Annotated in this window: 19 protein-coding genes; 7 read left to right on the top strand and 12 right to left on the bottom strand. The window is 67.3% G+C overall.

Annotated elements, in window-relative coordinates:
* Nucleotides 1-4: 4 nt before the first annotated feature.
* Nucleotides 5-766, bottom strand: coding sequence for a TetR/AcrR family transcriptional regulator (locus tag IM660_RS03490; RefSeq protein ID WP_193498039.1), 762 nt, complete (start codon nt 764-766; stop codon nt 5-7).
* Nucleotides 767-868: 102 nt separating this feature from the next.
* On the opposite strand from IM660_RS03490, the gene IM660_RS03485 reads away from it, so the two are divergent.
* Entirely contained in the window at nt 869-1,846 is a 978-nt protein-coding gene (locus IM660_RS03485; protein WP_193498038.1) for an ATP-binding cassette domain-containing protein, read from the top strand.
* Complete coding sequence (locus tag IM660_RS03480; RefSeq protein ID WP_193498037.1) at nt 1,843-2,700, top strand: ABC transporter permease; 858 nt, start codon at nt 1,843-1,845, stop codon at nt 2,698-2,700. The genes IM660_RS03485 and IM660_RS03480 overlap by 4 nt, the downstream gene beginning before the upstream one ends.
* Here IM660_RS03480 and IM660_RS03475 read toward each other — a convergent pair.
* The 6 genes from IM660_RS03475 to IM660_RS03450 all read right to left on the bottom strand — a co-directional run bounded on the left by IM660_RS03475 (nt 2,690) and on the right by IM660_RS03450 (nt 12,103).
* The gene (locus tag IM660_RS03475) at nt 2,690-3,226 is read right to left on the bottom strand and encodes a hypothetical protein (RefSeq protein ID WP_193498036.1); all 537 of its coding nucleotides are present in this window, start codon (nt 3,224-3,226) and stop codon (nt 2,690-2,692) included. The two genes, IM660_RS03480 and IM660_RS03475, sit on opposite strands and share 11 nt — an antisense overlap.
* A 1-nt stretch (nt 3,227) precedes the next feature.
* Nucleotides 3,228-4,250: a Gfo/Idh/MocA family protein gene (locus IM660_RS03470; protein ID WP_193498035.1), complete on the bottom strand. Its 1,023-nt coding sequence runs from the start codon at nt 4,248-4,250 to the stop codon at nt 3,228-3,230.
* A gap of 42 nt (nt 4,251-4,292) precedes the next feature.
* The gene (gene topA / locus IM660_RS03465) at nt 4,293-6,995 is read right to left on the bottom strand and encodes a type I DNA topoisomerase (protein ID WP_193498034.1); all 2,703 of its coding nucleotides are present in this window, start codon (nt 6,993-6,995) and stop codon (nt 4,293-4,295) included.
* Nucleotides 6,996-7,104: 109 nt separating this feature from the next.
* Complete coding sequence (locus tag IM660_RS03460) at nt 7,105-8,025, bottom strand: phosphatase PAP2 family protein (protein WP_193498033.1); 921 nt, start codon at nt 8,023-8,025, stop codon at nt 7,105-7,107.
* A 118-nt stretch (nt 8,026-8,143) separates the two neighbouring features.
* Nucleotides 8,144-9,679 (bottom strand): DUF7059 domain-containing protein, encoded by a 1,536-nt coding sequence (locus tag IM660_RS03455; RefSeq protein ID WP_193498032.1) that lies wholly within the window; start codon nt 9,677-9,679, stop codon nt 8,144-8,146.
* Between the two features lie 21 nt (nt 9,680-9,700).
* Nucleotides 9,701-12,103, bottom strand: a complete 2,403-nt coding sequence (locus tag IM660_RS03450; protein WP_193498031.1) for an alpha/beta hydrolase — start codon at nt 12,101-12,103, stop codon at nt 9,701-9,703.
* A 240-nt stretch (nt 12,104-12,343) separates the two neighbouring features.
* Between IM660_RS03450 and IM660_RS03445 the strand changes: the two genes are divergently transcribed.
* The 3 genes from IM660_RS03445 to IM660_RS03435 all read left to right on the top strand — a co-directional run bounded on the left by IM660_RS03445 (nt 12,344) and on the right by IM660_RS03435 (nt 15,930).
* Nucleotides 12,344-13,753, top strand: coding sequence for an MFS transporter (locus tag IM660_RS03445; RefSeq protein ID WP_193498030.1), 1,410 nt, complete (start codon nt 12,344-12,346; stop codon nt 13,751-13,753).
* A gap of 275 nt (nt 13,754-14,028) precedes the next feature.
* Entirely contained in the window at nt 14,029-15,375 is a 1,347-nt protein-coding gene (locus IM660_RS03440) for an AlbA family DNA-binding domain-containing protein (RefSeq protein WP_193498029.1), read from the top strand.
* Between the two features lie 57 nt (nt 15,376-15,432).
* A complete protein-coding gene (locus IM660_RS03435) occupies nt 15,433-15,930 on the top strand; it encodes a hypothetical protein (protein ID WP_193498028.1) in 498 nt (165 codons plus the stop codon).
* A gap of 100 nt (nt 15,931-16,030) precedes the next feature.
* Here the strand turns inward: IM660_RS03435 and IM660_RS03430 are convergent, their stop codons facing one another.
* The 5 genes from IM660_RS03430 to IM660_RS03410 all read right to left on the bottom strand — a co-directional run bounded on the left by IM660_RS03430 (nt 16,031) and on the right by IM660_RS03410 (nt 21,197).
* Nucleotides 16,031-16,750: a hypothetical protein gene (locus tag IM660_RS03430; protein WP_193498027.1), complete on the bottom strand. Its 720-nt coding sequence runs from the start codon at nt 16,748-16,750 to the stop codon at nt 16,031-16,033.
* A gap of 89 nt (nt 16,751-16,839) precedes the next feature.
* On the bottom strand, nt 16,840-17,757 hold the full coding sequence (locus IM660_RS03425) for an AbiTii domain-containing protein (RefSeq protein WP_193498026.1): 918 nt from the start codon (nt 17,755-17,757) through the stop codon (nt 16,840-16,842).
* 160 nt (nt 17,758-17,917) lie between these two features.
* The gene (locus IM660_RS03420) at nt 17,918-18,487 is read right to left on the bottom strand and encodes a hypothetical protein (protein WP_193498025.1); all 570 of its coding nucleotides are present in this window, start codon (nt 18,485-18,487) and stop codon (nt 17,918-17,920) included.
* Between the two features lie 5 nt (nt 18,488-18,492).
* Nucleotides 18,493-18,771, bottom strand: coding sequence for a hypothetical protein (locus IM660_RS03415; protein ID WP_193498024.1), 279 nt, complete (start codon nt 18,769-18,771; stop codon nt 18,493-18,495).
* Nucleotides 18,772-19,124: 353 nt separating this feature from the next.
* Nucleotides 19,125-21,197 carry a P-loop NTPase fold protein gene (locus IM660_RS03410; RefSeq protein ID WP_193498023.1) on the bottom strand — a complete coding sequence of 691 codons (2,073 nt, stop codon included), beginning with the start codon at nt 21,195-21,197 and terminating at the stop codon, nt 19,125-19,127.
* A gap of 195 nt (nt 21,198-21,392) precedes the next feature.
* On the opposite strand from IM660_RS03410, the gene IM660_RS03405 reads away from it, so the two are divergent.
* Nucleotides 21,393-22,085, top strand: coding sequence for a hypothetical protein (locus IM660_RS03405; protein ID WP_193498022.1), 693 nt, complete (start codon nt 21,393-21,395; stop codon nt 22,083-22,085).
* Nucleotides 22,086-22,585: 500 nt separating this feature from the next.
* Complete coding sequence (locus IM660_RS03400; RefSeq protein WP_193498021.1) at nt 22,586-24,121, top strand: SEC-C domain-containing protein; 1,536 nt, start codon at nt 22,586-22,588, stop codon at nt 24,119-24,121.
* Nucleotides 24,122-24,126 lie beyond the last annotated feature (5 nt).

Raw genomic sequence — 24,126 nt, 5'->3', positions numbered from 1 at the left:
CCGACTATCCCCGACCGACCCGTCGCTCCAACCCGTCGAGGAAGCAGGTCAGGCCCAGATCGAACGTCTCCTCCCAGGTTCCTTCGAAGGTGTCGCTGCTCAGCGAGGCCATCGTCGGGTAGGTCCCGGATGTCATCGCAACCTCCATGAACGGCAACTGGGCTCCCCAGAAGGCCTCGTCGTCGAGTCCGGACTCCTCAGCGATCTGCTCGTAGAAGATCTGCTCGCGCACCGCGCCGGTCACGAAGCCTTCGAGTGCGACCACCACGTTCATCCGCTCCTTGTCACTGAGCGGCAGATCGACCAGGCCCGCCATGGTCCGCTCGAGGCCAGCCACCGTGCCCGGACCGAGCGCTGGTCGCGTCATGTTGACCTGAAGCAGCCATCGGTGCCGCAGGTACAGGGCTCGGGCGGAGCGCGCGTTGGACTCCAACGTGTCGCGCCACGTGAGAGGTGGCTGTGGCGCCTCACCTGTCGGTGCGAGAACCCGGTCCAGCACGAGGGCGAGGAGCACGTTCTTGTCCGGGACGTAGCGGTACAGGCTCATCGTGCCCACGCCGAGCTCCCGGGCGATCCGACGCATCGAGAGCGCCTCGACCCCGTCGGCATCAGCGACATCGATAGCTGCGTCGACGATCGCCTCCACGGTCAGCCCCGGTTTGGGGCCGCGTCCGGTCGGTGTGTGGCCGTGCCAGAGCAGTTCCAGAGCACGGACGAGCTGGGCGTGCGCTTCGCTCTCGTGCGACTCGGATGTGGTGGTGGCCATGGATTCCTACTGTAGCAATCTTTCCGCGTGCATCGTACGCAGTTTGACCGGGTGCGTCGTACGCAGTAGTTTGTGCGTACACCGCACCCAGAAGGAGGGGACATGCCACCAACCGACCTGGCGGTCGAAGCGCGAGGCCTGACCAAGCGCTACGGCCCTACCGTCGCTCTCGACGGCGTCGATCTCGCCGTCCCGCGCGGCACCGTGCACGGGCTGCTCGGCCCGAACGGCGCAGGCAAGACCACGACCGTGCGCATCCTGACCACGCTGACCCGCCTGGACGAAGGCCGGGCCACAGTGTCCGGTCACGACGTCAAGACCTCAGCACGCCTGGTCCGGCGGGCCATCGGCCTGACAGGCCAGCAGACGGCAGTCGACGATCTGCTGACCGCCCGGCAGAACCTCACCATGTTCGGGCGCCTGTTCCGGCTCGACAAGCGATCGGCCACGCGACGTGCGGACGAGCTGCTCGAGCAGTTCAGCCTGGCCGAGGCCGCGAACCGGGCGCCGAAGAAGTTCTCCGGCGGGATGCGCCGCCGCCTCGATCTGGCGGCCTCGATGATCCTCGCACCGCAGGTGCTGTTCCTCGACGAACCGACCACCGGGCTGGACCCGGCCGGACGGCGCGAGGTGTGGCACGCGATCCGACAGCTCGCGGCCCAGGGCACCACAGTGCTGCTGACCACCCATTACCTCGACGAGGCCGACCAGCTCTGTGACCGGATCAGCGTGGTCGACCACGGCCGCAATCTCGTCGAGGACACCCCGGCGGGACTCAAGCGCCGCATCGGCGACGAGCGGCTCGAACTGACCGTGGCCGACCCCGCCGACCTCGATCAGGCGGTGGAGCTCGTGCAGCGCGTCACCGAGCTCGTGGCGGACACGACACCCGGCGGCAGCACCCTGAGCGTGCCGGTACCCGACGGCGTGCGCGCCCTGACCGACGTGGCCTCCGAGATCCGGGCGGCCGGCCTCGACCTGGCCGACATCGCGCTCCGCCGCCCGACCCTCGACGAAGCCTTCCTCCAGCTGACGGGCGACCAGGCCGTGCTGACCGGACCGACTGAGGAGACCTCATGAGCACCACATCGACCCAGCCGCTCACCGCACCCGACGAGACTCCCGGAAGCCGCGTGCTGTGGGCGTTCAAGGACACCTGGACGATTGTGCTGCAGGAGTTCATGCACCTGCTGCGCCAACCGTCCACGTTCGCCTGGCAGCTCGGGATGCCCGTGGTGATGGTGCTGATGTTCGTCTACGTCTTCGGCAGCGCGATGGACGTGACCGGGATGGGTGCGGGCGTGGGGTACATCGACTACGCCATGCCCGGCATGTTCGCCATGACGATCGCCTTCGGGTTCATGAACACGGCGTTCCCGGTGGCGTTCAACAAGGAGAAGGGGTTCATGGACCGCTTCCGGTCCATGCCGATGTCCTCCTCCGCCGTGGTGACGGGCCGGGGCGTGGCAGACATCATCCAGGCGGCGGTGGACCTCGCGGTGATCGTCGGCATCGCGCTGGCGATCGGCTGGCGTCCCGCCGGTCCGGTCACCGATACGCTCGCGGCGTTCGGTCTGCTGCTGTGGCTGCGGTTCGCCCTGATCTTCGTCGGGATCTGGATCGGCCTGCGGGTCAAGAACACCGAGGGCGCCGGGAACCTGTTCGCGATCGCCTTCCCGCTCGGCTTCATCTCCTCGGTCTTCGCACCGCCGCAGATGATGCCCGGCTGGCTGGGCACCGTCGCCGCCTGGAACCCGGTCTCCTCGACTGCATCCGCGATTCGCGAGCTCTTCCAGACGCCGGGGGTTGATCTGGCCACCAGCACCTACTGGATCGAGGGGCACGCGATCGCGGGAGCGTTGATCTGGCCCGTCCTGCTGCTGGTCGTCTTCGTACCGCTGGCGGTCCGGCAGTTCCAGAACCTCAGCCGGTGACAGCACGGCGGAGCCGCGGCCCGAGCAGTTCCCGCCGGGCATCGGGGGTCGCGAGCGCCGCGGGACTGGCGAGCAGGTGGGCCGCGCTGACATCGAGGCTCCACGCCCCGGCCACCGGGACGATCTGAATGAGGTAGGTGATACGACCGCCACCCGCGATGGCCCCACTGAGCACGTCCCGGAGTGCGTCAGCCAGGTCGGCTACCTGGCGGTCCCAGATCTCCTCGTGCTCCTGCAGGCTCGGTCGCACCTGGCGCTGAGCCTCCCGAAGCGGCGCGCTGTGGTGCGGGACGGGTCTCGATCGCGGCGCGTCGGCCACCTGCCGTAGCCACGCGAACCAGTCGCGCTCGGAGACGTCCGCAGCACCGCCGGAGCGTGTCGGGACAGCAGGCTCGAGCACGGGAACGTCCGCCGACCACGGCAGGCGGAGGGCGTCCCGGACGGCGAGGGCCGCCGTCCAGCCCTCTCCTCCGGTCAGGCTCAGCCCGGAGACCGCCTGTGCCGTGCTGCTCTGGCCGACGTGCACCTCACTCCCCCGGCAGCACGACCCCGAGCTGCCGGCGCACCTCGTCCATGGTCTCCATGACGGCGAGGGTGTGGGCCCAGGTGTGCAGGTCGGACTCCAGGTGGCCCTCTGCGACGCAGCGGGCCACCTCGGCCGCCTGGTACTCGAATCCGCCACCGACGGCGGGGGTGATCGAGCGCGGCTCGCCCTCGCGTGGGACCACGGTGAGCGTGGTGGGGGCGTAGAACGTCGGCTCGATCTCGATCCGGCCCTTGGTGCCCGTGATCGTGGCAGCGTTGCGTGTGGCCCCCTTGAGGCTGGCGCCGAGCAGTGCCAGCGCCCGGTTGCCGTAGCGCAGGGTGATCGCCTCACTCTCGTCCACCCCGGTGGTGGTCATCGTTCCCACGGCAGTGATCTGATCCGGGGCCCCCAGCACCGCCTGAGTGAACGAAATCGGGTAGACACCCAGGTCGAGCACCGCACCACCGGCCAAGTCCGGGTTCTTCAGCCGGTGCTCGTCCTCGAGGTGGTCCAGCCCCTGACCGTGTTCGGCAGTGAGCATGTGCACCTCGCCGATCTCACCGGAGGCGATGATCTGCCGCATCGCGACCATGTGCGGCAGGAAACGGCTCCACATGGCCTCCATCACGAACACCCCGCGAGCCTTCGCTGCCGCGAACAGCTCCCGCGCCTCGGCGGCGTTACGGGTCAGGGACTTCTCGATCAGCACCGGCTTTCCCACCTCGATCGCCAGCAGCGCGTGCTCGAGGTGCTCCGAGTGCGGCGAGGCCACGTAGACCGCCTCGACCTGCTCGTCGGCAACGAGGTCCGCATAGCTGCCGTGCGCCGTCGGGATCTGGTGTGTGGAGGCGAACGCCTGAGCCCGTTCCAGGCTGCGCGATCCCACGGCCACCACCGTGCCGGAGGAGTGTGCAGGCACATCAGCGGCAAACTTGGCCGCGATCCCGCCTGCAGCGAGGATCCCCCAGCGCAGCGGCGGGGCGTCGGCAGGGTCGGGACCGTAGGCGGGATCGTGGATGGTCATGGCTTTACCCTAGGTGCACGGCGGCCAGCAACCACGCCGCGGTCAGGACTTCTTCGTAGCAGCCTTCTTCGCCGGTGCCTTCTTAGCCGCGGGCTTACGTGCCGGGGCCTTCTTCTTGGCCGGACCCTTGGCGCGCTTCTCCGCGAGTAGCTCGTACGCCCGGTCTGCGGTGATCGTCTCCACCGAGTCGGCGGCCCGCAGCGTGGCGTTCGTGGTGCCGTCGGTCACGTATGGTCCGAACCTGCCGTCCTTGACGACCACCGGCTTCCCGCTCGAGGGGTCCTCTCCGAGCTCCTTCAGCGGCTTCGCGGCCGTGGCTCCCCGGCCGCGCTTGGGCTGGGAGTAGATCTCCAGCGCCTCGTCGAGGGTGATGTCGAAGATCTGATCCTCGCTGGTCAGCGAGCGGGAGTCCGTGCCCTTCTTCAGGTAGGGACCGTACCGACCGTTCTGGGCGGTGATCTCATCCCCGGACTCCGGGTCCGTACCCACCACCCGTGGCAGCGACAGCAGCTTGAGGGCGGCCGCGAGGTCGACGGTCGCCAAGTCCATGTCCTTGAACAGCGAGCCCGTCCGCGGCTTCGGCTTGGCAGGCTTCTTCTTACCCTTGGCCGGTTCTTCTGGCTCGGGCAGCACCTCGGTCACATACGGACCGAACCGGCCGTTCTTGGCGATGATCGTGTGCCCGCTCTCCGGGTCCACGCCCAGCTCGCGACCGTCCTCGGCGCTGGCGGCGAACAGCTCCTCCGCCTTCTCAGCCGTCAACTCATCCGGCGCGATGTCATCCGGCACCGAGGCGCGTCGCGCCTGCCCGCCCTCCTCCGACGGCGTTCCCTCCAGGTACGGCCCATACCGACCCACCCGCAGGGTGATCCCGTCCGCGATCGCGATCGAGTTGATCTCCCGGGCGTCGATCTCTCCGAGGTCCGCCACCAGGTTCTGCAGACCTTCGGCGCCGTCGCGACCGAAGTAGAAGCCGGCGAGCCAGTCCACCCGGTCGGCCTCCCCGGCGGCGATCCGGTCCAGATCGGACTCCATCTCGGCTGTGAAGTCGTAGTCGATGAGCTTCGGGAAGTGCTCCTCCAGCAGCCGGATCACCGAGAACGCCACCCAGCTGGGCACCAGTGCCTGCCCGCGCCGCAACACATAGCCACGGTCGGTGATGACCGAGATCGTGGCGGCGTAGGTGGAGGGCCGACCGATACCGCGCTCCTCCAGCGCCTTGACCAGGCTGGCCTCGGTGTAGCGCGGTGGTGGGGAGGTCTCGTGCCCCTCAGCCACCAGCGCATCGGTCGCCACGCCGTCACCCGTCTGCAGGTCCGGCAGGCGCGCATCCTTGCCACCCGCATTCTCTCCGTCGGAGTAGCGCTCGACGTCGCGACCTTCTTCATAGGCAGCGAGGAAGCCGCGGAAGGTGATGACGGTGCCGGAGGCCGCGAACTCGGCCACACGACCATCGGATGCCGTGCCCTGCAACCGCACGGACGCCGTCGAGCCCTTCGCATCGGCCATCTGCGAGGCCACGGTGCGCTTCCAGATCAGCTCATACAGGCGGAACTCGTCTCCGCTGAGTGCGCCGGATACCTGCGCCGGGGTGCGGAAGGAGTCCCCCGCCGGGCGGATCGCCTCGTGTGCTTCCTGAGCGCCCTTGGACTTGGAGGCGTAGAACCGCGGCTTGGCCGGGATGAAATCAGCCCCGTACAGCTCCGTGGCCTGCCGGCGGGCAGCATCGATCGCCTGACCCGACAGCGCCACCGAGTCGGTACGCATGTAGGTAATGTAGCCGTTCTCGTACAGCGTCTGGGCGGTGCGCATCGCCGCGCGGGAGTTCATCCGCAGCTTGCGGGAAGCCTCCTGCTGCAGCGTGGAGGTGGTGAACGGCGCCGCCGGACGGCGGGTGTAGGGCTTCTCCTCGACCGAGCTCACCGTGACGTCGGCACCCTCGAGCGCCGAGACCAGCCCGGTGGCGGTCGCCTCGTCCAGGTGCAGGACCTTCTGGTTCTTGAGCGTGGCGTCGTCGCGGAAGTCCTTGCCCGTCGCGACCTTCGCACCGTCGACGGCCACCAGGCGGGCACCGAAGGTGGTGCCGGACGTCGCCCCGCGGCCACCGGTGAAGGAGCCCTTGACGTCCCAGTACTCGGCTGCGCGGAACGCCATCCGCTCGCGTTCGCGATCGACCACCATACGGGTGGCCACCGACTGCACGCGCCCGGCGCTCAAGCCCTGACGCACCTTGCGCCACAGCACCGGAGAGACCTCGTAACCGTAGAGGCGGTCCAGCAGGCGGCGGGTCTCCTGGGCGTCGACGAGCCGGGTGTCCAGGTCGCGTGGCTCGGCCAGGGCCCGCTGGATCGCCTCGCGGGTGATCTCGTGGAAGACCATCCGCTTGACCGGCACCTTCGGCTTGAGCACTTCGAGCAGGTGCCACGCGATGGCCTCCCCCTCGCGGTCCTCATCCGTGGCGAGGTAGAGCTCGTCGGCATCCTTCAGGAGCTTCTTGAGCTCGCTGACCTTCTTCTTCTTGTCCGCATCCACCACGTAGTAGGGGTCGAAGCCGTTCTCGACGTCGATCGCGAACTTCTTGTACGGCCCCTTCTTCATCTCTGCCGGCAACTCGGAGGGCTGGGCGAGGTCGCGGATGTGCCCGACGCTGGCCTCGACGTCGAAGCCGGACCCCAGATAGCCAGCGATCGTGCGCGCCTTCGCCGGGGACTCCACGATCACAAGCTTGCGGGCCGTTGCGGTCACGCGGACCTTCCTTCGTTCGGGGTGCGCTGCTACGCACAGTGCTCTCGAGGTGCGACGGTACAACGTGCCGGACCGTCTCGTCGCACCGCGCACGGTACCTGGTGGCGGGTCAGTCCCTGCGGTAGGGCCGCATCACCAGCATGCCAGCCGTCGTCAGGCAGGCGATGGCTGCCACCGCGAGACTACCCCCCGCATAGGCCGCGGTGGTCAAGCCGCCCGTGGCGGCCATCACTGTGCCCACCGGTGGAAGGGCGCTGAGCACGCCGGCACCGATCGCCGCTGAGATCAGCCCCGCCAGGGTCCCGAGCACCACCAGAGCGGTGGCCGCGTTCACCGGCGGCGCGGGCCGATACCCACGCGGAAGCGGAGCCCGGGCGGGGAACTGGCGCGCCGCCTCCACCAGGAAGTACCAGACGGCGACCACGAGGAAGGCGCTGACCACGTCCGAGGGCCGGTGCCACCCCCCAACGAGGGTGCCCAGCCCGGTCAGCGCACTGTAGGCCACACCGGCGAGGGCGATCGTGCCCCGCCAGCGGCGTGGGGCGATCAGCAGGGCCGTGGCCGCGACCGACGCCGCGACGGTCGTATGCCCGGACGGCAGGGAGTTTCCGAGAGCGTAGGTGACGCCCAGGTCCGGACGTTCTAGCACGTCCTTGAGGACCTGCGTGGTGAGGTTCGAACCGCCGAGAATGGCTACCGCACCCAGGGCGATCGCCGGGCGCCGCTGGATCACCGCGCCGATCACCGCGGCGAGCACTGCGGCCGCGACGAACGGGACGGAGACGACGGTCAGCACCGGGGTCAGCAGCGGCTCGAGCGTGTCCCGCCCGAAGGAGGCACCCAGAGCGGCGACGTCGTCGAGCTGCTGCCCCCGGGCGGTGGTGACGAAGATGCGCCAGATCACGATCACCGCCACCGCGCAGGCCACCGCACCCAGCAGCGGAGGAACGGCCCCGCGCAGACGAGCGCGCCCCGGCTGCGGTGCCGGGGGCATCGCACCAGGCGGTCGCGCGGGAGTCATCGTGGCCATGATGCTGCACGGTAAGCACCAATGCTGGGAGATCGCTGGGAGGGCACGCCGGGCGGATGTTCTCCGGTACTGTGCGGCCGATCGCAGTCATACACAGTGACTGGAATCCACCGCACTGTCAGCGCCGAGGCAGTCTCAGCAACCCGTCAGTCACCAGCCCCCGGACGTCGGGAAGCACAGAGTCGAGCACCGCGTCCCTCTCAAGGCCGGTGAGCGCTGCGACGCCCGCGGCGATCTGCGCCACGGTCAGGTCGCCATCGCAGGTGCCGACGACGGCCGCCAGCGCCGTGTCGGCCCGCACCGTGCGCCCGAAGCCGCCCCCTTGCCGCAGCACGATCACCTCCGGGTCCGCAGACCCGGGCCGGTAGTGGCGCTCCTCGGTCACGTCGGTAGCCACCGTGAGTGCGTGGCCAGCGAGCTCGGTGTCGGAGAGCCGCGCGAGCGCATCCTTCGCCGTCAGTGTGTCCGCGATCGCCGGCCACAGGCCGCCGGTGTGGGCACCGGGCAGCGTGCCGGTGACCTCCTCCACACGGTGCCACGGCTGCGGAGGCGACGCTGCGCCGTCGGGGATATTGGGCTTGTGCAGGGTGATGTAGCCGAACCCGACGGCGGTCACGCCTCGAGCCTCGAAGTCCGCCAGCCACGCGGCGTACCCCTTGTCCCAGGCGAGGCGGTCGCGGTCGGGGGTGATGCCGCCGTCGCGCAACCAGGTTTCGGCATATTCGGCCGGATCGGCGCTCTCGCGCTGGATCACCCAGCCGTCCAGGCCGGAATCGGCCAGCCACTGCTGGATCCGATCGAAGAGCCCCTCCCCCTCGTGCACCTCCCAGTTGCCGAGGAGCTGGGCGATGCCACCCGGGGCGAGCACGTCCGCTACCCCGGTGATCAGGGCACGGACCAGGTCGTCGCCGCGCCGGCCGCCGTCGCGGTAGGTGTACTCGGTCAGCCCCGACTCGCGTGGCGTGATCACGAACGGCGGGTTGGAGACGACGAGGTCGAACCGCTCACCAGTCACCGGCTCCAGCATCGAACCCTCGCGCAGATCGAGTTCGACACCGTTCAGGGCCGCGTTGAAGCGGGCGAACGTGAGCGCCCGGGCAGAGAGATCGGTGGCCACGACCTGGTCGGCGAATGGAGCGATGTTGAGTGCCTGCACCCCAGACCCTGTGCCGAGGTCGAGTGCGCGGCGGACCGGGCGCCTGACCGTCAGCTCCGCGAGAGTCCGCGACGCTCCGCCGACGCCGAGCACATGGTCGCGTTCGACGGCACGTCCAGTGGTGGCTTCCCCGAGATCGGCGGCCAGGTAAAAGGCGCCGTGGGGCGTATCGATGGGGCGCAGATCGACGGCGCCACGCACCTGTCCTCGATCATTGATCGTCAGGAGTCCACCGTGCTGCGCCCGGTCAACGCCAGTGCGCGGCAGTGCTCGCCCGGCTTCATCCTCGGTGACGGTATCGCCGAGGATGAACAGCCGGGCGAGCACTGCGGCAGGTTCGGGGCCGGCCGCGCGCGCTGCACGCACGGCCGGCAGCACCTGCTCGCGACCCAATGCCGCTGTCGCCACCGTGCCGAGCACCTCGGCGAGCTGGTCAACGCCGAAGCCAGCACCGTCGAGATCGGCACGCAGCCGGGCCACCACCTGGGGATCGTGCATGATGCACGACAGTACCTGTCGCTACGCTCCGCGGAGCAGGAGGCGTCGCCGGACCAGAGCGAGGCCGGTACCGAGTAGCGCCAGCGCGAGCACGCCGATCATAATTGGCCCGGCACCCGTAGTGGCGAGGTCACCGCCCGGTTCGGGGCCGGCCGCGTCGGAACCTGCACCCCCACCGGTGCCCGGGTCGCCCGAGGTTGGGGTGCCTCCGGTGCCGTCCGTGGCGCCGTCAGTCGGTTCCCCGGAAGGTCCGGGATCGGAGGTGACCGGAAGCGTGGTGACGAAAACGTCACCGGCACCGGCGTTCGCCTGGCCGTCGACACCACCGAAGGTGAGGCCCGTCAGCCACGCACCGGCACTGCCTGGCGCGGCAAAGAGATTGGCCTCGTCCCACTCGTCGGCGCCGTCGCGCTCCACCGACCCCAACTGCAGGGCCGCACCCGGAGTGCCTGCGGCGTCGAGCGGGATCGCCGCAACGTCCACGCCGCCATGTGGCTCACCGATCGCCCCGTACGTGGTGGCGAGAATCGTGGCGCCCCCACCTGGGCCGGCAACGGCGCTCACGCCGCGGTCGTCGGTCGTCGTTCCGGTCTGCGTGGTCCAGAGAACCTGCCCGTCCTGGTCAAGAGCCTGGACCACGATGTCGTTATCACCGAGGTGGTGCGCCCCGATCGTGCCGCGAGAGTGCCCGACCGCCAGCACGGTCTGGTCGGCCAGTGTGAGCAGCCCACTGACCATGTCGTTCTCCGGTGAGGCGACGGCTCGGATCCAGGTCTGGGCGCCATCCTCGTCGTACTGGGCGACCCACCCGTCACCGGCGCCGCTGTGCTCGGTCCCGGGCATGCCGGCCCCGGTGACGCCGGCGACGACCACGCCGGAGTCGACCGGGGTGACGGCGAGCGCCTTGTCTTCACCGCTGCCGCCGAGCTGCACGCTCCATAGCACGTCGCCGGCGGGACCCACGCGCACCAGCACGGCATCCTTGTCGCCTGCGCTCGCCTCACCCGCGAAGGACCCGGAGGTGTATCCGGCCAGGTAGGCCCCGCCGGCGCCGTCCGCTGCGAGGGCATAGAAGCGGTCGGCAGCCGCAGGGTCGCCCACCTGCGTGGTCCATGCCCGCGTCCCGCCGGTGCCAATGGCGGCGACGAAGCCGTCATCCTGCTCGTTCGCGGCCCCGGACTCGAGGTCGCCCCGGGTATACCCGGCGACGAGAAGCGTCCCGTCGGCGCCGGTCACCACCCCGTAGGCGCGATCATTACCCGCTGACGCGAGCGCGTGCCGCCAGACCTCGTGACCGGCAGGGTCGCGGCGCACCACCAGTGCGTCCATGTTCCCGGCGGTGGCGTACCCGTCCCAGTCGGCGCCGAGGTTGAGCACCATGGCGTGGCCGCCGTCGGCCGTCTCGACGATGCCGCCGGCGCGATCATCGCCGGTCGAACCGAACAGCTCTGCGTCCCACCCCTCGGCGGGTGCGGTGCGCAGGCGCTGCGAGACGTCCACGATGGCTTCACGAAAGGCGGGCTGCCATACGTCCCAGTCGTGGCCGCCGTCCAGGACGCGAAGCTCGGCGGTGATCCCCGGTGCCCGCCGCACCGTGTTGTACAGGCGCGCGGCCTCGAAATCGAGGTCGTGGTCAGCCTGGGCCGGGTCGGGATTCGCCCACTCGTCGTCACCGACCGCGATGAACAGGTGCACGGGAAGCGCGGGGTCGAACGTCTCGAGGGAAGCCGGGTAGGAGAGCGCGGTGTACCGGTCCGCGTCGAACAGCTCATTCTCGACCCCGAACGCTCCGTAGTCCCGGACTGAGGAGTCGGGCGGGGGTTGCGGCACGTAGGTGGCCGGACTCAGCACGATCGCGGCCGAGAACGTGTCCTGGTGTGCCAGCGCAAACCTCAACGCGCCCGCACCGCCCATCGAGTACCCACCGACGGCGCGCGCTTCGCGATCGGCCGCCGTACGGTAGGTGGCGTCGACATGGGCAACCAGGTCCGCGGCAAGGGCCGTCTCCACGGCCACGCCGGCCCCGGTCGAGGCGTCGCCGGTGTATAGCGAGTCGGTGTACCAGTTACCCCGGTCATTCCAGGGCGCGTCCGGCATCACGACCACCATCGGCTGGATCTGTCCTTCGTCGATCATCTCGTCGAGGTCTCCGGCCACCTGCTGCCACGCCGCCTGGGTGTCACCTCGCCCGTGCAGCAGGTAGAGCGTGGGGTAGCGCCGCTCGGTATCGGTGTCGTACCCGGCCGGCAGGTAGACGGTGTAGTCCACCTCGCCTGCGGCGGTGGCGGGCGCTGTTCCCACGCTCAGGGTGCCGGTATCGGCCGCATGCGCGGGGACGGCCGTGATGCTGAGGCCGACCGCCACGGCGAGGATCACCCCCGCATGCCTGAGCCGGGCGCGCAGGGAGGGCAGAGACTGCTTCATCGGATCTCCTCGTCATTGATGGGCGGCAGCGCACGAGGAGTGAGGCACGCCGTCGAGCACTGAGTGGAATCGTTTCCACTTGAGGCACCAGTAGCCCCTGGAAACGATTCCAACGTGGTGATCTTTCCAGGATCGCGGCCGGCATGTCAACGACACACCCGCGCTTTCGCGGGCGCGGAGCAACCCCTCGGTTCGACCGATGTACACCCGCTGGCCACCTGCGAGTGCCAGAGTGTCTCCATGACGAGCACACCCCTGCCTCGGGACGCCAAGGACCGGACCCTCACCTGGCCCGTGATCGCCTGGTCGTTGTGGGACTGGGGGTCGGCAGCCTTCAACGCGGTGATCACCACCTTCGTGTTCACTGTCTACCTCACCTCGGACCCGTTCGGTCCGGAGGCCGAGCGCACACTCGGCTGGGTGCTCGCAGGTGCGGGGTTCCTGATCGCACTGTTCGCCCCCGTCACGGGTCAACGGGCGGACCGGGCCGGGCGTCGCACGCTGTGGCTGGCGGTCAACACGGTCCTGGTGATCCTTGCGTCTGCGGGCTTGTTCTTCGTGCTGCCCGCCCCCGAGTACCTGTGGCTGGGGTTGGCGCTGCTCGCGGGCGGGAACATCGCGTTCGAGTTCGCCGGCGTGAACTACAACGCGATGCTCGCCGATGTCTCCACGCCCCGGAACGTAGGCCGCGTCTCCGGCCTGGGCTGGGGAATGGGATACATCGGCGGGATCGTCCTGCTGCTGGTGGTCTACCTCGGCTTCATCGAGCCCGACGTCGGCCTGTTCGGCGTCACCGGCGAGGACGGTCTCGACGTGCGGATCAGCATGCTGCTGTGCGCGGTGTGGACGCTAGCGTTCTCCATCCCCGTGCTGCTGACGGTGCGCGACCGGCGCCGACGCAGCGATCCGAAGACGGCCCAGGTCGGGCTCATCGGCTCCTACAAACTGCTGTGGCGCACGGTGGTCGACCTGTGGAACCGCGACCACAACACGGTCTACTTCCTGCTGGCCTCCGCGGTCTTCCGCGACGGGCTCGCCGGGGTGTTCACCTTCGGCGGGGTGATCGCCGCCGGGGTGTTCGGCTTCTCCCCCGGAGACGTGATCATCTTCGGTGTGGTCGCCAACGTCGTCGCCGGGATCGCCACGATCCTCGCCGGCCGGCTCGACGATGCGATCGGCCCGAAGCGGGTGATCATGGCCGCCCTGATCTCGATGGTGGTCATGGGCCTGTTGATCTTCTTCCTGCACGACGGCGGCCGCACCGTGTTCTGGACGTGCGGCCTGATCCTGGCTGCTTTCGTGGGACCCGCGCAGTCGGCCTCGCGTACGTTCCTCGCCCGGCTCATCCCGGCGGGCCGGGAGGGCGAGGTGTTCGGCCTGTACGCGACCACCGGGCGAGCCGTGAGCTTCCTGGCACCGGCGATGTTCTCGGTGGCCATCTCGGTCGGAATCGCCACCACGGACGCCACGACGTCCGACGAGGCCCAGTACTGGGGCATCCTCGGGATCGTGCTGGTGCTGGTGGTCGGGCTGGGGTTGCTGTGGCCGGTGAAGCCGCACGATCACGCCGAGTCGGCGTTGGGCGAGGCTGCAGTGGACGCCGAACCGCACGAGGCAGGTCGGCAGGGTGGGTCGACCAGCGACTCCTGAAGCTGAGTCGTTGGGCCACGTCTGGTGGTGGGTTCGGGGCTGTCATGTCTGGATGTCAGAAGGCGTCCCGGTCCCGGTAATGAGGCCCGGACGGCTGTTACGGGACGTCAGCCGGGTGGCCGGGTCTGTATGAGCTTCTGGCCTGGGCATCTTGCCGGTTGTGGTTCCTCATATGGAACGCTCCTACGCGGCCGACCGGAGCTCCTGCTGCCTTCCGCCCAGATTGACGCGCCTCCCTCGCGGCACGGTCCGGCACCGAAGATAGACTCCGTGACGTGGTGACTCAGCAGGACATCGAGGACAGCCTCCGCCTGGGCCGAGAGTCTCGGTCGTTCGAGGTCAAGGGATCCGGGAGCATCACCGACAAGCAGTACATCGCACGAGTCGCCCGCGCCGTCATGGCGATGGGGAACCTCCGCGACGGCGGTCAGGTGTGCCTCGGAATCGATGACGGCCACATTGCCGCCATGAAGCCCGGCCTGCCCCCCGCCCAGGTCGCCGAGTGGACCGACTACGACAACGTCAGCGACCAACTCGCCCGGTACTGCGACCCGCCGGTCTCCTTCCACCTGCACCACTTCACGCTCAGTTCCGACGCCGAGGTCGTCGTCCTCGACGCCGAGGAGTTCGACATCGATCTGCACATCTGCAAGAAAGACTACCCGGGTGTCCTGCAAGCCGGGCAGACGTATGTCCGGCCCCGTGGGAAACCCCAGTCGAGCCAGGTACCGTCGCTGGTGGACATGCGCGACTTGCACAACCTGGCCATCGACAGAGGCGTCCGCGAGTACTTCCGCCGCTCCCAGTACGCCAGCGCGCCATCCACTCTGTCCACACTGCTCTCCCCCGAACAGCAAGACACCGCCGCTTTCGACGCCGAAGCCTCCGAGGCGTGGGCTGCACCGTCTTCGATCGACGATCCAGTCGGCGACGTACTGGCGTCCGGCATCGTAACGTCGGCCTTCACCGACATCACCGTCCGGCCCGGGCCCTACGACACCGGCCGCATCAGCCCCAGCCAGCTCGAGGACTTCGCCGGCACCCAGGCCGTACGGCTGCGCGGATGGCCTGTGCCGATGTTCAGCAACCGCGACCCCGTGGCGCACCACGGAAACTGGATCGCCCAGGACCTCCAGGCAGAGATCATTCCCCACCTGGAAGCGTGGCGCCTGTTCACCAGCGGCCAGTTCCTGCATCGCCGCGTCATCGCGACCGACCTTCGCGACGCCGCCGAACTCAAGGCCGAGGCACCGGAAGCGACCGGTGCCGTCGCCGTCTGGGACATCCTCCTCTACCTCGTCGAGGTCGCGGAGCTCGGCGCACGCTACGCCACCGCGCTCGGCGCGGAGACCGTGGCCATCGACGTCAGCCTGCAGAACATCGCCGGACGCGAACTCATCTCCGGCAGCTGGGACCGCGAACTTCACGGGCGGTACATCACCCATGCCGAAGTCCTCACCGCGCGAGTCGTGCACCCGGCACCGGCGCTGCTTGCCACGCCACGGGCCATCGGCGTCGACCTGGCCCAGCAGATCCTGCGGAAGTTCGGGCTCGACCTCCCCGACAAGATCCTCATGGAGTGGCAGGACAGCACCCTCGACAAGTCCAGCCGCCTCCGCTGACCGACCCGGACGGCCAATAACGGCCGGGCCATCGAGACCTCCCGGCAGAATGGAGGTGTGACCGAAACAACCATCGCACTCGTCGTCGCCCTTGCCGGCGGCGCCGGTGCGTTCCTTGGCGCCAGCGTGACCACTCTCTTCAACGTTCGCACCCAGGACAAGACCCACCGTCGCGAACAGCTCAGCCGCGACGCCGAGACCCTCGGCCCGATCCGGGAGTACCTTGAGATCATCATCAATCCCAAACGGCTCGCCATCAACGCCCCGGTTAATGACCAAGACGTCCAGGCGCTCTACGAGAAGTTCCTCGGCCAGCGGGACCACCACCTCGCCGCGGTCAACGTCATGGCCGCCGGCCACCCGGACCCCGCCGTCCGCTCCACGGCCAAAGAGTTCGGGACCGAGCTCTACAACGCCGGCCACAGCGCCGGCTGGATTCTCCGCGACGCGCTGCGCGAGGGCCGACTATACAACGCCGCCAACGAGGATCACCAGAACGCACTCGAGCTCCTCGACAAGCTCTACAAATTCACCACCGCGTACGGCGACAAGTAGGAACTACCCCCCCCCCCCCGTGATCTTCACTGGTGGAAAATCGAACTTCGTGTTCCCGCCAGCATGTCTCGGTCCGGTTAGTCGACAGTGTTGACGGCGCCTAGTTCCTCCAGCAGCGCCTCAACAGCCGCTGACGATACCGGCCGATACGTGGCAGAGAACGTCGTCGGTTCGGCCGACTTGCTCCAGGTGACCGTTGGCTCCGGCAGCGTCGGCTTCTGAGCCGGGAAGGCCAACCCCGGCGGCCAAGCCCGTCCCGGTGCGTTGAACAGGGCCCGATCGGCCTGGCCGCGCCAGCGCACCGGTCACAAACGCAACCAACTCGTCGTTTCAACACCGACTGCACCACCAGCGGCTTCACCGGTTCCGCGACCAGGAGCATCGTCGGGCTCAATGGCGTCCACAACGGGGAACCTTCCGGGATGAGGCCCGCCCAGTGGTATCCGATCGGGTTCAATGTCACTACCGGCGAGTCGCCTGAGATGAGGACCGGTTCGGGCGACGCCAGAACGTTCCAGTGCCACGCCGTCACTTGAGTTGAGAGCTCGTCGAGCTTGCGAACCATCGTCCGGAGCTTCGAAGCCTGCATGTCGTGCTCGTCTTGCCGCGGGGCCCACGCTCGCCCGGCGAGGGCGAGATAGCGGTCACGTTCGGCGTCGGAAAGGGCGAGCAAGTCGAAACCGCCGGTCTTGGTCACCTCAATCAAGACGAACTTCGCGCCGAGGTGTCCGTCGATGTGCTCCATGAACGCGAAGACCGTCGGGGTGCGGACCAGCTGCACGACGGTGAAATTGATGACCGTCGCCTTGTCAACGTCCATCAGCCATTCTCATCAGTTCGGAGCGACGGGTCACGCTGCGGAGGAGAAGTTTCGGACCAGCATGGGTCCTCAGTCAGGCGGGTGACCCGTCAGCTCATGAATCCGGGAAAGGCTTGCTGCAGCAGCGCCAGGAGTCCCTCGTAGGCGCCTGATGATGCGACGCCAACGGCAAGAGCGGCGCCGCCGGTTCTTACTCGCTGAAGGAATGTGCGGGTATTCTCGCCAGGCTCGTCGCCGTCGTCTGCGAGCGCTCGGCGGAGATCCTCGACCTCGGAGGCTGCAAGGAAGCTGGTCGCGTGCGCCAAGACGGCCTCCAAGTCGCCGACGTTGACTGTGACGGCCTGAGCGCCGGCACCGACCGCGACCGTCGCGCCGCCTCCGTGGATCTGGGTGAGGTAGACGTTCACGGTCTGAGCCAGTTGCGGAACCTCGTCGACCTTCGGCCCACCCGGGCTCCCTGCCTCGGGAGCGACGTCCTCCAGTTTCAGGGCAAGGTCGAGGGCTGCTGTCTTGACGCGATCGATGGTTCCGCGCAAGTGCGTCGACGGAATGGTAAGCGCGGCCCTGTTCAGAATCATCATGGTCGGCCGCGGCACCTTGTCCTGTTCGATGAAGTGTCGATAGAGCTCGACCCACATTGCCGGTAGCGGCATATGGGGATTCCGGTCGCCCGCTGCCAGTGCCTCAAGCTCCGCGATGGGGTCCCGAAGGGCGTAACTAGCCAGGCTGGCTCCCAGCTCGGCCGGGAGGTCGCCGGGTGAGAGGTGCATCTTGGTCGAACTCCGCATGGGCCCGTCAAAATGCAGCTCGATCGGCAACGCCTTCGCCGACCGGTAGTCAGGGACTTCAGACTCCAGCGGGTATCCGTTCAGCTCGGCGTTCAGCCAGTCGCTCAGGTTGGGAGCGTCGATGCGACGGGACACCACGAGCAGGGTGCGGAACGCGTCTGCCGTCGAGGTGCTGGGCTCACTGAGTGCGTTGATGGCGAGTTCGAGAGAGGTGGTCACGTCTTCATTCTGGCCGGAGCCCGGGACACAACTTGGTTCTTGGGCGGGTGTGGAACTAGGAATGTCGGTCCGACGATAGCCGGCAGCGCGTCGAGCCAGTCTGTCAGCTATCCAGTCCGGCGCGCGACGAACGTGCCCATTGACCTGAGTTCCTTGGAGTTCAGCAGCGCGTGACGGATGGCCTTGTCGGGAAGACCGCCTCGCAGTAGGCGTACGCCACGGACATGGCGTCGATGTCGCTGATGCCGTTGGGCGTCCAGGTGTGGCGCGGGTTCTTGTACTTCTGCGTCTTGATACTGACGGCCACCTGGGTGTGGGGCATCGAACTGAGGAACGAACGGAACTTGTCCTGGCCGGGCTCGAAGGCCGGCAAGCCCGACCGGACTCCCTCTACCCGCATTCGGGCTAGCATGTCGTTCCACTCGTGCACGAACTCCCGGGCAGCGACGAAGTCGCGCAGCCGCCCGCGGCGCCACTTCGGGTCATTGTTCAGGACTCGCTGAGCGTCGATTTCCCATTCGACCCGGCTCTGGTGGCTCGCGATGGCGACCGCAGGCCGGTAATTGGGGTCCTTACGGAGTTCGAGCAGCTCCTCGTCGGAGGGGCCTCGCAGCCGTTGCCGCTCGACCTCGACGCCATGCGTTGGCGGAGGGCGAAGTAGTCGTCGTCGGTCATCCCCGCCCAGGACAGCCGCGGAACTGTCGCGGCCGTCGGCGTCAACGATCTTCATTCCGCCTACATGCCGAATACATGGCCGAAGGTCGGACGCAGTAACGAGATGGCCTCCAGGCGAGGCTGCTCGCCCATCACCCTCGCGATGCCGGCGGCGAACTCCAGCTCGGCGACGGTGCGTCTGCCAGGGAGGTAGTTGAAGTCCGAGAACTCTTCCATGACCTCGGCCAGGCGTCGGCGCTCCTTCGGGTCGGCTATCTTGGCGACCTCCCACAGGTGCGGGCCGCCGAGCGGGAACACCGCACGCTGCTCTGACTTAGCCCGCAGAACGGACTCGTACACTCCCCGTATCCGGTAGGCACGTTCCTGTCCCCGCGCAGCGCCTTCGCGATATAGATGATCGTGTTGAGGTCGAGATACACCAACGGGGCCTCTGGGCGCATGACGTTGGCCCAGACCAGCTCCTCGCTCATCGGAGCCATCAACGCGACCTGCACCAGTGTTCACCTCTCTCGAACCGGCCTCCAGTCTCTCCCGGGGGCCACCGACAGAACGCAACCAATTTGCTGCCGCAGCGGCCCGCTCGCCGGTAGCCGGTCGCACTTACGATCGAAATGGATGCGTCAATCCCGCTATGACCTGAGGCCGGACTTGCGGCCTGCGCCGGAGTTGTCACGGTATTGCGAGAGTTGTATCTAGTCGTCTCCCCACTCCGATGGGCGCCAACCAGTTAGGTATCTGTCGGCAAGATCGATGACGTCGGCAAGCCCCTCTTCAGCGTGCGGCCGGAGAGCGTCGACGGCACGGCGCAGGTTGTCCTCACCGTCGAAGACGTCCGTGAGGATGGTCCAGTTGAGGCGAACGGTGCGGCGCACGGAGCGGCTGTCGACGGTCTGGCTCCGCACGGTCGATTGGGAGTCGAGCAGGAGTGCCCGGCCGAGCAGCAGGTCTGAGGCGTCGACGGTGACGGGCTTTCCGGAGTCTCCGACGGTCTTCTGGTGGTAGAGCAGCGCCAACGGTCCGCGCTCTTTGGCGAGGTCAGCTGAGTCCGCCGTTTCGATCTGTTCCCGCAGTTGCAGCTCGAGAATCCTGGCGTCGTCTTTGGATACCAGCTTGTGCCCGGCGTTTTCGCGGTGGCCGACGATGGTGACGAGCTCGAACCGGGACGAGAACGACCCGACGGCGGCCAGGATGCGCCCAACAGCGTCCATCACCTGTTCCGGGGAGTCCAGGCGGCGCAGGAGCCGAAGGATCACCCTGACGACGACTAGTCGCTCGTCGATAAAGCTCATCATCCCGCGCGGGCGTTGCGGTAGGTCGGGAAGGAGGTTGAGCAGCACCCGAGATGCGGGTACCGCAGCGTCAGCCGGGAACTCGGTCTCGAACGCCTCGAGCGCGCTGATGACGTCTTCGAGCTCCTCGAGGTTGATGGCACGCAGCAGTGTGTTGAGTGCGTCCTCGTCGACGAGGACTTCGAAGGCACGCTCAGCGTTCCCGAATGCTTCAAGCGTCTCGTTGCTAACCTTCTCCAGGTACACGGCAAGAACGTCCGGGTGGGCGACACGGCGGCTGCGAAGCCACCCCGCCTGCCACGAGCTTCCATAGTTGCCGTCGCCGATGTGCCGGCGGGCAGCCGGGAACAGCCTGGACACGACCGCGCGGACGACATCAGGCATGTCGGCTCCTGCTTCCAGGAGCTGTTCGATTTGCGACTTCAGGTTCGGGTCTTCACTGCGCGCGGCGAAGTCCGCCGTAGGGGTGGTGAGGCCTTCGCGGGCTGCGACGAGCTTGTCAAAGACGTCGGGTCGGAAGACCCTGAGGGCCTCCAAGCCCATGATGTCCACAAGCTCGACCTGCGTCCCAAGGGTGCGGGTGGTCGCCCGCACGGCTGCGCTGTACCGGCTAATGTCACGCATGTTCGAGACCAACGGGCGGATGATCTCGACCAGTACGTCGGGCCAGGCCGACTCATTGAACCGTTCCAGCGCACCCAGGTCCTCGACCGCGGCCTGCAGCGACTCACCAAGGAGCCGCAGAAGTACCGACGCCGGCACCGGCGGCACGTCAAAGCCGAGCTGAACGATCTTTTCCAGGTATGCCCGGCCGTCGAACCCGGACTGCGTGAGGGCGGCTTCCACGCGCTGCCTGTCGAAGGCGAGGACGTAGATGATGTTCGGGAAGCTCGCCGTGAGCCGCACGAGCTTGAAGATGTCGCGGATCTCGGTGGACTCGAGCCGGTCGATATCGTCAACGACGACCACGATCGGCTGCGGCAACTTGGCAAGCTCTGCCGACAGCTTGTTGCGCTGTTCTGTGACGCTGCCCTTCCTGCGCTCCTGAAACTCGTGGAGCGCTTTGGCCGCGCCCCGGAACCTGGCGAACCATGCGCCGATGAACGGGAGCGCCGCGATCGGCTCGAACAGTTCGCCGTAGCTGTCGACCGATTCGGCAATCTTGGCGAGGCGGTCGCCCTTGAGTCGCATCTGGGCAGCCAGTTCGCGGAAGAAGACCTGGACCAGCTCGTCCGAGCCGGAGAACACCCACGGGTTGAACTCGATGACGGGATACGTCGGGTCCTTGGCAAGTGCCTCCATGACTAGGTTGACGATGGAGGTCTTTCCCGAGCCCCACGGGCCGACGACAGCGACGACGTATCCCTCCGATGCGTCGACATCACGGATGCCGTCGGCGATGGTGATCGCACCAGAGGCCCGCTTGAGCAGATCCTGTTCAGCTTTCCGGATCGGGTTGTCCCCCACGTTCGCCATGGCAACACCCTCGCATGATGGCCAGACACTTCCCCGTGCATCGTCGTCGACGCTGGAGCACTGAGAGCGGTCGCATGAACGAGCGAGCCCGCTCGTGGGCCCGCGTCCTTTCGCCGCGATCGACGCGGGTTGTCAGTTGCGCCGCATGCACAGCACCGAGCCGGCCCCGATGCCAGCCTGGGGTAGGATGGGCGCATGCCGGAGGTGGGGAAACGGCTGCGCGGACGAATCTTCCTGCGCAACGCGACCACTCAGTCGATGTGCTACGTAATCTGGATTGAGTTGCGCGGCACCAACTTCTACTGGGGCATTCCACATCCAACCCCCGATTTGCCGAGCACACGCATAGTGCCGGGACAGCCGACTGCCATTACGGTGCCGGCAGACTTCGGGCGCTTTCCACGGGCATCCGCGAAGACAAGCTTCCATGCGTCGGGAGTCACCCATGTGACATCGGACGGTAACGGTTCGCAGGTATTGCGCGACACCTATGTCGGGCCGATCACAGACTTTCGCGAGCCAACTCTCTTCGCAGCCATGTATACGGCGGTTCTCGGCAAGCGCCATCCGTATCCGCGGAATCCTGGACGAGGTGGCGTCTCCGCACACATTCTCGACATACCTGAATCGCACTGGAACAGGCGTTGGTATGTCGACTTCTCGCTGACACCGTCGGGGGCCTACCCGCCTTGGCCAGGAGTCTTCCTCAAGGACGGCGTTGCTCCGCGAGTACAGACGACGCCGTTCCTCAGCGAGGAGCTCGACCTCATTCTCGTGGTGCGGGCCACTCCCATTGAGGGAGAGTTGAACTCCTGGCAGCCGGACAAGGACCTGTTGGTCCGAGTGACGCCACCCGAGGTCCGGCGGCCGCGAAGCGGCATGGACTGACGGTGCGCAATCCCTACCACCTGGCGCCTCATGTTGGGGCGAGGCCCCGCCACGACGGCGCTTGAACATGTCGGATCTCGTGGCGGTGGGACGTGACCGCTCGCGCGCCGGAATTACGCCTCCCTCGAACGCTGCATGCATGGACCATGCGACCGGCCCTGCGATGTTGTTATTCGACCCGATCCTCCACCGTGCAAGGAGACGAACCGGATCTCCGGTCTCTGCCCGCGCGCAGGGGCGACCGAGTTTGGGCTCGGCCTGCAGCAGCCGGCTCGCATGACGAGCTCGTGGAGCGCGGTCGTCGGGCACCCTCCAAGTGATCGCCTGAACGGCCGCACATTAGAACCCTGCCAGAGGACGTTGGAGGACGATTCGACGTCGCTGCATACCGCTCAGAACGGCTCCAGTGCTATGCCACTTGCCGATTGGTATGCCGCCGTCCCACGCTACGGTGAACCTGATCCGCCCCGAACGCGGCCGGTTGCGAGATGATCGTTCTCGTGGAACGCATCGATCTATTGGCCCCGTACGGACGCAATGAGCGGTGCTGGTGCGGTTCCGAACGCAAGTACAAGACATGCCACGGGAACCAGCGGCCCCCCTCCCAGCCGGGTGCGCCGCTGCCGCTGGACCGGGACGGCAGCAGGTTTGTGAGTCCGTCAACGTCGGTGGCGGATGATGCATTGGTCGACATGATGCCTGGTGGGACACCCATCACGATCCCGTCGGGCGGTCCGGAGCCGAGCTCGATCTCCTATACGAACTGGGAGGCCGACCTGGCAGGTGCTTTAGGTAACGGCGCGAACGCGTTGAGCGTCGAGGAGCTCGGGGGGCTGCGCGTTGAGGTTCTTCGCCGGTTGGCGGGCATGCCTTCTGGTGACGACACACCGCCTGATGACATCACCGAGGCCGTGCTTCAGCTCGCCGCTGCGACCATTTGCACAGTAGCTCAACTAGCGCAGCAGACACCGCGACAGACGATGCTGTGGAACCAGGAACTCGACGTCGCCCAGTTTCTCGGCCGCACACTTCTTTTAGCTGACCATGTGCTGTACCCGGACCACGTGTTCCGCACCGTGCGCAGTAACCCCACCATGCGGCGCCTGAAGGAGGTCGCAGCATCGGAACTCATGAACGCTGAACTGCTGGCCAGTGGTATTGCGATCCCGGTTCCGCCCGGAGTGGCGATGGCGGCCCGAGGACCAACGGTGCAGGAGCTGACTGCGAGAGATCTGAAGGTGACGGCGCTAACTGATTGGGTGCGTCGGCAACTCATCTTGGAGGGGCCGACTGCTCGCGAGGCCCTGCTCGTTCGCGCGGCCGATGACCTGGCTCGCGAGGAGGCGAGATTCTGGCTGCACGCTCGCACCGATCCGGACTCGGTGGATAGGCAGACCAGACACTTCACCATGACAATGCTCCAGCCATACGACCCGGAGTTCAATTACGAACCGTGGATCAACCAGGTCAAGGACTCCGCGGTTGGGGCATTCGTGCAGCGAACGCACGAGCGGGTGGTTGCAGCCGACGTTTTCGGCTCCGAGTACGTGTCGGCATCGCTGTTCGAAGCACGATTGCTGCGCAGAAGGGAACGTGACGTGCGGATCGCTGAAGCGCAGGCGGCTCTGTGGGCTGACATTCCAGAGTTGACCAGCCTGAGCAGCCCGGACCTAGCAAAGCTCCTGAAGAACGAGCATGCGGTCGATGACCTACGACGCCAGGTCCGAGCTTCCTTGAAGACTGCAAGAAGCGATGGCGACAGTGTCGACGCGATCACAGAGTTGGCAAACCAGCTCGAGGCCGCATCCCACAAACTCCAGAAGACGGCGATGACCGACCGCGGGTGGCAGGCAGTCATCCCAGGAGGCGTCGCTGTGGCGACCATGGTCGTTGGCGGCATCACCGGAGGGCTGGCCGGAGCAGGAGTAGCGGCGCCTGCTGCGCTCACAGCACTCTCTCCATACTTGGGCGCACGGCTCAATATGCGGCGTGAAGCCGCATATCTCTTTGTCGCCGCCCGGCGCGCCAGAAAGTAGCTTCC

The organism is Ruania alkalisoli (assembly GCF_014960965.1).
Classification (GTDB): domain Bacteria; phylum Actinomycetota; class Actinomycetes; order Actinomycetales; family Beutenbergiaceae; genus Ruania; species Ruania alkalisoli.
The sequence above is the reverse complement of the archived record's forward strand: the minus strand, read 5'-3'. Positions and strand labels throughout refer to the sequence as shown.

Coding starts and splice junctions, on each gene's coding strand:
- IM660_RS03450 (WP_193498031.1), bottom strand. CDS start 12,103: ATGAAGCAGTCTCTGCCCTCCCTGCGCGCCCGGCTCAGGCATGCGGGG.
- IM660_RS03410 (WP_193498023.1), bottom strand. CDS start 21,197: ATGGCGAACGTGGGGGACAACCCGATCCGGAAAGCTGAACAGGATCTG.
- IM660_RS03460 (WP_193498033.1), bottom strand. CDS start 8,025: ATGGCCACGATGACTCCCGCGCGACCGCCTGGTGCGATGCCCCCGGCA.
- IM660_RS03490 (WP_193498039.1), bottom strand. CDS start 766: ATGGCCACCACCACATCCGAGTCGCACGAGAGCGAAGCGCACGCCCAG.
- IM660_RS03480 (WP_193498037.1), top strand. CDS start 1,843: ATGAGCACCACATCGACCCAGCCGCTCACCGCACCCGACGAGACTCCC.
- IM660_RS03455 (WP_193498032.1), bottom strand. CDS start 9,679: ATGCACGATCCCCAGGTGGTGGCCCGGCTGCGTGCCGATCTCGACGGT.
- IM660_RS03485 (WP_193498038.1), top strand. CDS start 869: ATGCCACCAACCGACCTGGCGGTCGAAGCGCGAGGCCTGACCAAGCGC.
- IM660_RS03420 (WP_193498025.1), bottom strand. CDS start 18,487: ATGAAGATCGTTGACGCCGACGGCCGCGACAGTTCCGCGGCTGTCCTG.
- IM660_RS03430 (WP_193498027.1), bottom strand. CDS start 16,750: ATGGACGTTGACAAGGCGACGGTCATCAATTTCACCGTCGTGCAGCTG.
- IM660_RS03405 (WP_193498022.1), top strand. CDS start 21,393: ATGCCGGAGGTGGGGAAACGGCTGCGCGGACGAATCTTCCTGCGCAAC.
- IM660_RS03445 (WP_193498030.1), top strand. CDS start 12,344: ATGACGAGCACACCCCTGCCTCGGGACGCCAAGGACCGGACCCTCACC.
- IM660_RS03470 (WP_193498035.1), bottom strand. CDS start 4,250: ATGACCATCCACGATCCCGCCTACGGTCCCGACCCTGCCGACGCCCCG.